The organism is Limnospira sp. PMC 1279.21 (assembly GCF_032349615.1).
Classification (GTDB): Bacteria; Cyanobacteriota; Cyanobacteriia; order Cyanobacteriales; family Microcoleaceae; genus Limnospira; species Limnospira fusiformis.
The window spans coordinates 1-10,376 of the sequence record NZ_JARPLU010000161.1; the positions used below are offsets into that span (position 1 = coordinate 1).

A 10,376-nucleotide genomic window follows, 5' to 3' on the forward strand; every position below is an offset into this window, starting at 1 on the left:
TATCGTCGCATTGTCAGGCAATAGCCGGATAAATGTCGCGTAAATGTATCAGCAGGGTCAAAAGTGAAAATAAGTTTATGTATTGCTGCTATCTCTAAAATTAAGCTTACTATAGACCCTATCCCAGTTATCCTCGGAAAATTGCCTAGAGGTTTGCTCGGTTAACATCACTGGCAGAAATCGAATTATGATCAATACCGTTAAGCAACACAAATTCTTCCTAGAGGTGACAGCCTTACTGTCTGTGGGTTCCGTCGTTACAGGTTATACCAAAGCTGCAACCCCGTTTTACACACATTTTTCGGAACCTACTGTTAATAGTATCACCGCTAGTAAACTGCTGGATTTTGCCAAAAAATTGGGGGAACCATCTCCCGGCTTGAGTCAGGAAAAATTAGCCAAATCTGTGGGAGGTGCGATCGCTTTAGGGTTATTGCAAATAGCCCAAAAAAAAACCTATCAACATATCGCCAGAGAATTAAAGCATTTAGCTAAACATACTCAACAATACTGGCTACAAATCGAACACAGTAGCGAAGGTATAGCAGACTATGAGGCGATCGGTGAACACCATTTGCGTTATACATTAGCAGCTAATGGGTCAGATATTTTCCTGAAAACTCTGGATCTGCAAAGTTGGGAACACTTAATCACCTGGTTAATGGAACAACATAAATCCCATTTATCCCACGGTATTCACTATTACCAAGATGCCATTAAAGCTATTAGCCAACATTTGCATAAACGGTTCGCCCATAATCTCACAGAAATCTGGAAACAAGATGCTGCTAAAGGGGGTAAAGTTTTTCATAGTATGGTATTAGACTTGCTGCGAGATGGTCAAACCTCAGCCCATAAAATTGCTATTACCCAACAAGACATCCTAACTATTTTAAAACAGTTGAACACTGGACTACAGGATAAACTAGAGTCAATTCAGGAAGCCTTAGAGCCATATTTTGACCAGAGCAAAACACCTTTTACGATTTCGCCACAATGCGAAAGTATCATAGCTGATACAACTAAGTATTTTGTGGGGCGGACTCATGTTTTTGAAGCCATTAAGGAGTTTTTGGAAAAAGAACCCCCAGGTTATTTTGTCTTGGAAGCAGATCCCGGCTATGGAAAAACCTCTATCCTGGCGCGTTGTGTGCAGTTATTTGAAGGTCATTGCCTGAGCTATTTTAACAGCCAATCTTTAGGGAAAGTGACCGCTCGACAATTCTTAGAAAATATCTGCACTGAACTAATTGAATATTATCAACTGGACTATACCAGTTTACCAGAAAATGCCCTCCGAAATGGTAAAGTTTTATCACGGTTGTTAAAAGAAGCCAGCCAGAAGCTACCCCGGGGCAAAAAGTTGGTGGTAGTAGTGGATGCTTTAAATGAGGTGGATTTGTCGAGTCAAACACCGGGAAGTAATGTGCTTTACTTACCGGATAAACTGCCGGAAAATGTCTATTTTATCATCTCGAAACGTGATGAAAAACTGCCTTTACCCGTCAGTGACAATAAAACCATCTGTAATTTAAGGCAGTATCGGTCAGAAAGTGCTTGGGATGCTGGTAAATACACCAATAAACGGCTGTCGCAAAGTCGCTTTATTCAACAGTGGATGGCATCACAAAAGTTGACCTCGGAACAGTTTTGTACTCAACTGGTCGCCAAAAGTGAAAATAACTTTATGTATTTGCGCTATGTGTTGAATGATATACATAATGGGGTGTATAATGGTAAAACTTTGGCAAGTTTACCGATTGGCTTGTGGGGGTATTATAAGCACCACTGGCAGATGCTGAGGATTAACCACAAATCCTTACCTATGGCGCAAATTCGTGCTATTTATGTATTATCAAAAGTGCGCGAACCTGTGTCTTGTCGTTTGCTGGCTAAGTTGACAGGAGTGGAAGAATCGGTGCTATCTACATTCCTGGAACAATGGGATCAATTTTTGCAGGTGCAAATTATTGACAACGAAACTCGATATAGTATTTACCACGGGTCTTTTCATGATTTCCTGGAAAAGCAATCGGCTGATTCTGGTGTGAATCTTGAAGAACTTAAACGTGGTATTGTGGAGAATTTAGCGAAGGGAGCGCCTTTATGACCCAAAATCTGGCAAATTGGCTGACTGAACAGTTACCAGAAGACCGTCTCCATGTGTTACGACACCAACCTATTTATCTGGCGGAAATTAAGGATATAAAACGCTTGGTTGATTGGTTAATGGATTTTGGCTTTTTGGAACAAAAGTTAGCCAATGTGGGGATCGCGGCGATAATTGATGATTATGATTTAGCCTTACCTTTAGTGTCCCCAGGTCAGCAACGGGTTTTCCAATTGATTCAAAAGTCTTTGTTGATGTCTTCTCATATCCTGGAGGAAAATAACGACCAGTTGGCGGAACAGTTGATGGGACGGCTACTGTATTTCTCGGAAGAGGGGATTAAGGGTTTTATTGAACAGGTGAAACAATACCAGCAGCGGTCTTGGTTTTGTCCGCTGTTTCCCTGTTTTGATTCCCCTGATGGGGTGCTGATTCGGACTTTGGAGGGTCATGAAGACTCGGTGAATGCGGTGGCGATTACTCCTGATGGTAGGGCTGGTGTGTCGGCTTCGGGAGATACTACTCTAAAGTTGTGGAATTTGAAGACGGGACGGGTAGTGCGATCGCTTCAGGGTCATACTTGTAGGGTCTTGGCTTTGGCGATTAGCCCTAGCGGTAAGCGGGCGGTTTCGGGATCCTATGATAACACTATCAAAATGTGGGATTTACGGACGGGTGAAGAGTTGCGATCGCTTGTCGGTCATGGGGATTGGGTGACAGCGGTGGCGATTACTCCGGACGGTAAACGCGCTCTGTCAGGCTCAAAAGATACTACTATCAGGCTGTGGGATTTGGTGACGGGGGAGGAAATACGAACTTTTACCGGTCACGGGGATTTGGTGGCGGCGGTGGCGATTACTCCGGACGGTAAACGCGCTCTGTCGGCTTCTTTTGATAAGACTCTCAAACTCTGGGATTTACAAACCGGGGAAGAGTTGCGATCGCTTGTCGGTCATGAAGGTTCAGTTTGGGCGGTGGCAATTACTCCGGACGGGAAACGCGCTCTGTCGGGGTCCTTTGACCAAACTCTAAAACTCTGGGATCTACAAACCGGGAAAGAGTTGCGATCGTTTGTCGGTCATGAAGACTCGGTGAATGCGGTGGCGATTACTCCGGACGGAGAAAGGGCTTTGTCGGGGTCTTTTGATAAGACTCTCAAACTCTGGGATTTACAAACCGGGGAAGAGTTGCGATCTTTTATGGGTCATTGTCGTTGGGTGTGGGATGTGGCGATCACTCCAGACGGTACGCAAGCACTATCGGGTTCTTTTGATAAGACCCTCAAACTCTGGGATTTGGGTACGGAAGAGGAGTTAGATTGTTTCCACGGTCATAGTCATGCTATCTCTGCGGTAGCAATTACCCCTGATGATAGGTTTGCTCTGTCGGGTTCCTATGATGAAACTCTCAAGTTGTGGGATTTGCGGACAGGACAGGAGTTGCGCTGCTTGGTGGGTCACAGTGATTGGGTCAGGACGGTAGCCATTACCCCAGACGGTAAACGGGCTTTATCTGGGTCGGAAGATACTACTCTCAAGCTGTGGGATTTGGAGTCGGGACAAGAATTATATTCTTTGAATGGTCATACTGACCCGGTTAGGGCGGTGGCGATTAGCCGTGATGGTCGGTGGGCGCTTTCGGGGTCGGAGGATAACACCCTGAAACTTTGGGATATGATCACTCTCAAGGAAATTCGGTCTTTTAGCGGTCATGATGATTCCGTTTCAGCGGTGGCGATTAGCTGTGATGGTAGGTGGGCGCTTTCGGGGTCGGAGGATAACACCCTTAAACTCTGGGATTTACAAACTGGACTGGAAGTGCGATCGCTTGTTGGTCATCGCCGCTGGGTTGATGCGTTGGCGATTACCCCAGACGGTAAACAGGCTCTGTCCGGTTCCTTTGATGATACTCTCAAGTTATGGGATTTGCTCACCGGGCGAGAAGTGCGATCGCTTGTCGGTCATCGGCGATCGGTTAATGCTGTGGCGATTACCCCAGACGCTAAACGGGCTGTGTCCGGTTCTTTTGACGATACCCTCCTGTTATGGAATTTGAACACCGGAACCGTCCTCGCTAAGTTCATCACTTCTTCTGCTGTCCGATGCTGTGCGATCGCTTCTGATGGCCGTACAGTGGTCGCTGGTGATGGCGGCGGACAAATGTATTTTTTGAGTATTCAGGGCTGAAACCTCCACCCCCCCTAAACTACCACCCCTTTAGGTTTTTCTGTGTTGAACAAAAAATCAAGCGTATAGCCATATCACCCCCACAGTCTCATCATAGCTGGGGGCTGATGATTTGTCAACCCCCTACCCCCAAAATCAGGCGATTTTTTTGAGGTGTTGAACAAAAAATCATCTAGCCCAAAATCATTTAATAGAAGCCATATTTTTAGGGATTCTTTTAGGAGGTGATACGCGCCGCCGTTTGGGTTTAAAAGGATTTTTCAGCCAGTTTTGGAAACCATCAACATAGGTAAACCAGACGGGAACGACAATCAAAGTTAAGAGGGTAGATGTAGTCATTCCACCAATAACAGCGATCGCCATAGGACTGCGTACCTGAGAACCTGCGCCCCATTCCAAAGCAATAGGTAACATACCAGCGATGGTAGAAAAAGTGGTCATCAAAATAGGTCTCAGTCGGGAGCAGCCAGCTTCTAGGACTGCATTAAATCGAGACATTCCCATCTGTTGATTAGCCATAGAACAATCGACCAAAAGGATGGCATTTTTAGTTACCAAACCCATCAACAAGACAATACCGATGAGAGCAAATAAGCCCAACTCTTTTTGAGTAATCATCAAGGCTAGTAATGCGCCGCCGAGGGACAGAGGTAAAGCCATCAAAATGGTAACGGGGATAATAAAGTTGTTGTAAAGCAATACGAGGATGGCATAAATCCCCAAGACAGCTAAACCCAAAGCGGAGAGAAAGCGGGTGAAGACATCAATCATAATTCTAGCATCACCTTCGGACTGCTGTTGTACATCAGGCGGTAGAGGGTTCATAGCTGGTAAAGCCTGTACCTGTGCGAGAGCATCACCCAAGGAAAGACCTTCTAAATTAGCCTCCAATTGTACTTGTCGGGAACGGAAATAGCGGTCAATAGTAGCGGGACCGCTACCGATAGTAATATCAGCGACCGCAGAGAGGGGAACTAATCGACCATCCTGGGTAGGTATGCGTAAATTTTCGATCGCATCAAAATTGTTGCGAAACTCCTCAGCCAATTGTACTCGGATAGGAATTTGGCGATCGGGTAAGTCAAACTTAGCCAAATTGGACTGATTATCACCCAAGGTAGCTAATAAAGCGGTACGAGCGATCGCCTGTACAGAAACGCCCAAATCTCCAGCCCTTCTAGGGTCAGGACGAATCAAGATTTCGGGTCTGACCAAACTAGCGCTAGAGGTAACTTCTACGAGTCCGGGAATTGACCGCATTTGTCTTTCCAAAGCATTAGCAGTTTCTAACAAAGAATCGGGGTTATCACCACTCAGAACAATAGATAAATCTTTCCCGCCGCCACCTGCACCTTGGGACTGAAAGCTAATTCTCGCGCCAGGAATTTGAGTAAAACGGGTTCGCATTTGTGCTTCAAATTCCGCCTGGGATAGGTCCCGTTCATCGGAGGGGACTAAATTTACAGACAGGGTAGCTCGGTTAACTTCTACGACACCTTCCCCACGATTTCCCAAGACTGCTAAAACGTTGTCAACGGCGGGATTTTCGGCTAAGAGTGCGATCGCTTCCTGGGTGGTAGTTTGCAATTCAGCTAAAGTAGAACCGGGTGGTAATTCCAGGGAAATGGTACTTAATCCAGTATCTCCACTATTAAATAAGCCTCTGGGGATGAGGGGAACTAATTGTAAACTCGCGACAAAAAAGGCGATCGCTAATAATAGGGTAGTGATGCGGTGTCGCAAAGACCAACCCAAAAGGCTGCGATAGGGAGAGAAGCGCCGCCGGGTGTGATTAGTGTCAGTTTTGGGAGGTGTTGATTTTTGTTGAAGTAACCTAGCGCCCAATAGGGGAGTCATGGTACAGGCGACCAGGGTAGAAAACATGGTAGAGGTGGCGACTGTGACCCCAAAGGGTTGGAAAAACTGACCGGGAACTCCTCCCATAAAAGCGACCGGAAGGAAGACAGCGACAATGGTGGCGGTGGTAGCGACTACGGCTAATCCAATTTCGCGGGAAGCATCAATAGCAGCTTTAAAAGGAGGTTTACCCATCTCAACGTGCTGATCTATATTTTCCATCATACAGATAGCATCATCTACTAGGTTTCCCATGGCTAAAGCTAGGGCTAATAGAGTCATCCCATTGAGGGTATAATCGAACAGGCGCATCACCAGGAAGGTGGGTAAAATCGATAAAGGTAAGGCGATCGCGGTAATTAAAGTGGGTCGCCAGTTTCGCAAAAATATACCGACCACCACAACGGTTAAAATGGAACCGATAACTAAAGCATCCACTGAGGCTTGATAGGACTCGCGAATAGAGTTAGCCCTGGTAACAATTAGTTCTAGGTTAATGTCTTCTGGGAGTGTCTTTTGTAGGTCTACCACCCGATTGCGAATACCTTGTTCTACAGATACTAGGGTGCTTCCGGTACTACGGAGGACAGAAAAGGCGACGACGGGAGTACCCATTTGACTGTTAGAGTCGAGGGGAAAGTCAGCAAATTTGGCGACTTGGCGGACTTCTGCTAAACCATCGGTAACCGTGCCAATACTGGACAGGGGAACTGAGTTACCATTGGGGAGTATAATTGGATAGTCTCTTAATGCTTCGACGGTTTGGGCGCTTCCGAGGGTGCGGATACTTTTTTCACTACCGCCTACTTGCGATCGCCCTCCGGGAAGGTTAATATTAAAGGCACGAATTTGGTCGTTAACTTGGGTAGTGGTAAGGCCCAGACCCTGAATGCGATCGGGGTGAAGTTCGATGCAAATTTCTCGGTCAACTCCTCCGATTCGCTGAATTTGGGCGACACCGGGAACGTTAAGTAAAGCGCGGCTAATGTTGCGATCGACAAGATCGCTAAGTTCTTCTACTGAGCGAGTGGGTGATGTTACTGCGTAGGTCATAATCGACCCGCCCGCAAATCGGAGACGCTGTACAATGGGGTCGTTAATATCTTGGGGTAGGCTTTGGCGAATTTGGGCGATCGCATTACGGACATCATTAGTAGCGCGATCGCTATCGGTTCCCAAAACAAAACTCACCGTAGTGGTAGATACTCCGTCTCTGACGGTAGAGGTAAGTTGGTCAATATTTCCTAATCCGGCGATCGCATCTTCCACCGGTTTAGTTACCTGATTTTCCAATTCATTAGGACCCGCTCCCGGTTGTGTAACTGTCACCGTAACAGCCGGAATATCTATATTAGGAGTATCATCAATTCCCAGTTGAAAAAAAGACATCACCCCCACCAGAGTCAGAATCAAAAACAGCACCAAAGTGGGAACAGGTTGTCGAATCGACCATTCGGAAAGATTAAAACTATTTTTAGCCATAATTTATTAATTGACAGTCATCTAATATAATCGGTTTTGGTTGCCAAGAGGGAAAGGCTTTAATAGCTTTATTTCTCCCGTGGATGTTAAAGGTATAGGTCTAGGGGAGAGTAGACTATTGTACGCCAGCCAATGTATCCACCACAGAATGTGTGTGCATTGACTGGAGATAGAAATGCGATCGTCCCCAGCACCTAGTCTAGCATTTGCAGATAACAATGGGGAAAGTGTCCGGCCATGTTAAAATGATAAGTCGGCTTGACTATGACTAAACTTGACCACTTCTAAAACACTTGTCAGGTGTGGGAGTGGTTTTTGTGGTTTAGTGGCTGTGATGTGTATATCTACCAATTAGCTTAATTATGACTGATGCGATTCGCTTTCTTATGTGTCCCCCAGATCACTATGATGTAGATTATGTGATCAACCCCTGGATGGAGGGTAATATTCATAAATCATCCTACGCGCGCGCTGTAGAACAATGGCAGAAACTTCACCATACCATTAAAGATCATGCGATCGTCGATCTAGTGCAACCAGAGAAAGGTTGGCCAGATATGGTGTTCACAGCTAACGCCGGACTTGTCTTAGATAAAACTGTTGTTCTCAGTCGGTTCTACCATAAAGAACGCCAAGGAGAGGAACCCTATTTTAAGGCGTGGTTTGAAAGCCAAGGATTTACCGTCCACGAACTCCCCAAAGATCTCCCTTTTGAAGGCGCAGGAGATGCTTTATTAGACCGTGAAGGGCGCTATTTATGGGCGGGATATGGTTTCCGGTCTGAACTCGACTCTCACTCCCTGTTGGCGGAATGGTTGAATATAGAAGTCCTATCCCTGCGATTAATGGACGATCGCTTCTATCACCTCGACACCTGCTTTTGTCCTTTAACCGGGGGTTATTTGCTGTACTATCCCCCAGCTTTTGATTCCTATTCAAATCGTCTCATTGAACTGCGAGTTCCCCCAGAAAAGCGCATTGCTATTGATGAACCAGACGCGGTTAATTTCGCCTGTAACGCCGTCAATATTAACCAGACGGTGATTATGAACAAAATCAGCGATAACCTGAAATCAAGGCTATCTGAAGCCGGATTTAATGTCGTTGAAACTCCCCTGACCGAATTTCTGAAAGCTGGAGGGGCGGCGAAATGTTTAACTCTGCGGGTAACTGAACCCATTATTGAGGATCGCCATGCTGCGACCCAACTCGAAAGCCGCACAGTCTGTTTACAGGGTCACTTGTTAGATGCAGGTTTAATTAACCGCGCCTTAGATCTAGTCGTCGAAGGTGGCGGTAGCTTCCAAGTCCAGAATTTTAATCTAGGAGAACAGCGCCAAAGTACCTCTAGCGCCCAAATTAAAATCTCAGCCCCCTCTCATGAGGTCATGGAAGAGATTATGAGTCAACTTATTGATATCGGCGCGTTTTCTCTACAAGAGGATGTTCAAGATGCGAAACTGGAAACTGTCCATCAGCATGGTGTCAGTCCCGATGATTTCTATGTGACTACCATTTATCCCACAGAAGTACGCATCGCCGGTGAGTGGGTCAGAGTTCAAAATCAGCGCATGGATGGTGCGATCGCTGTTACCGAAGGACCCTCAGGACCGATCGCCCGTTGTAAATTGTTGCGAGATCTCGAAGTTGGCGAAAAAGTAGTTGTCGATGTTATGGGTATCCGCACTATCCGCAAAGCTGAATCTCGTGAACAGCGTAATAATCAGGAATTTGGCTTTATGTCGGCGGGGGTTTCTAGTGAACGGCGCGTAGAATTGATCGTCGAACAGGTAGCCTGGGAAATGCGCCAAATTCGCGATCGCGGTGGTAAAGTCGTCGTCACTGCTGGTCCTGTGGTTATTCACACTGGCGGCTCTCAGCATTTGTCTCGTCTCATTCGCGAGGGTTATGTCCAGGCTTTATTGGGCGGAAATGCGATCGCTGTTCATGATATTGAACAGTCCATGATGGGAACTTCTCTCGGTGTCGATATGAAACAGGGAGTCGCCGTCAAAGGAGGACACCGCCATCATCTCAAAGTGATTAATACTATTCGGCGCTGCGGTAGCATTGCTAGTGCTGTCCGACAGGGAGTAATCACCAGTGGTATTATGTATGAGTGTGTCCGCAATGATGTTCCCTTCTCCCTGGCGGGTTCCATCCGCGATGATGGCCCTCTACCTGATACCCAGATGGATTTAATTCAAGCACAGCAGCACTATAGCCAGTTGCTACAAGATACCGACATGATTCTGATGCTCTCTACCATGCTCCATTCTATCGGTGTCGGCAATATGACTCCATCTGGGGTTAAAATGGTTTGTGTGGATATTAACCCGGCTGTGGTAACTAAGTTAAGCGATCGCGGTTCCGTTGAGTCTGTGGGTGTCGTCACTGATGTGGGGCTGTTCCTCAGCTTGTTAGTCAAACAACTTGACCGGTTGACCAGTCGCTATGATGCCAAAACTGCCGTCTAACCATCCATAATTACACCATGCCACAAGTCTCCCCCGATCTAATCATCGGGGAGCATGATTTAATCTCAAATTAGGTTAACATTTGACGGCAATACGGTATAATACCAAGTATGGTGCGAGACCTTCGGGTATGAAATAGAGCTGAAATGGGCGAAATAACTACCCGGTGAGGACTTCAACCCCTTGGTTGATTGGGTCGCATCCCTGGCCATCCCATAACACAGCCTGATTTTTGGGCCCCCCTTCGAGACTTCCAATATGGTT

The 10,376-nt window shown here is 46.4% G+C and carries 4 protein-coding genes; 3 read left to right on the plus strand and 1 reads right to left on the minus strand.

The genetic code is table 11. From position 1 onward, the window contains the following. Positions 1-187: 187 nt before the first annotated feature. Together P5683_RS19465 and P5683_RS19470 are read left to right on the plus strand one after the other, a co-directional pair. Complete coding sequence (locus P5683_RS19465) at positions 188-2,110, plus strand: ATP-binding protein (protein WP_006623435.1); 1,923 nt, start codon at positions 188-190, stop codon at positions 2,108-2,110. Then, positions 2,107-4,296 (plus strand): WD40 repeat domain-containing protein, encoded by a 2,190-nt coding sequence (locus P5683_RS19470; RefSeq protein ID WP_006670656.1) that lies wholly within the window; start codon positions 2,107-2,109, stop codon positions 4,294-4,296. Before P5683_RS19465 ends, P5683_RS19470 begins: the two co-directional genes overlap by 4 nt. Positions 4,297-4,479: 183 nt before the next feature. Here the strand turns inward: P5683_RS19470 and P5683_RS19475 are convergent, their stop codons facing one another. After that, positions 4,480-7,635, minus strand: coding sequence for an efflux RND transporter permease subunit (locus tag P5683_RS19475; protein WP_193520781.1), 3,156 nt, complete (start codon positions 7,633-7,635; stop codon positions 4,480-4,482). A gap of 362 nt (positions 7,636-7,997) precedes the next feature. On the opposite strand from P5683_RS19475, the gene P5683_RS19480 reads away from it, so the two are divergent. After that, complete coding sequence (locus tag P5683_RS19480; RefSeq protein WP_315640922.1) at positions 7,998-10,112, plus strand: TIGR00300 family protein; 2,115 nt, start codon at positions 7,998-8,000, stop codon at positions 10,110-10,112. Positions 10,113-10,376: the final 264 nt, after the last annotated feature.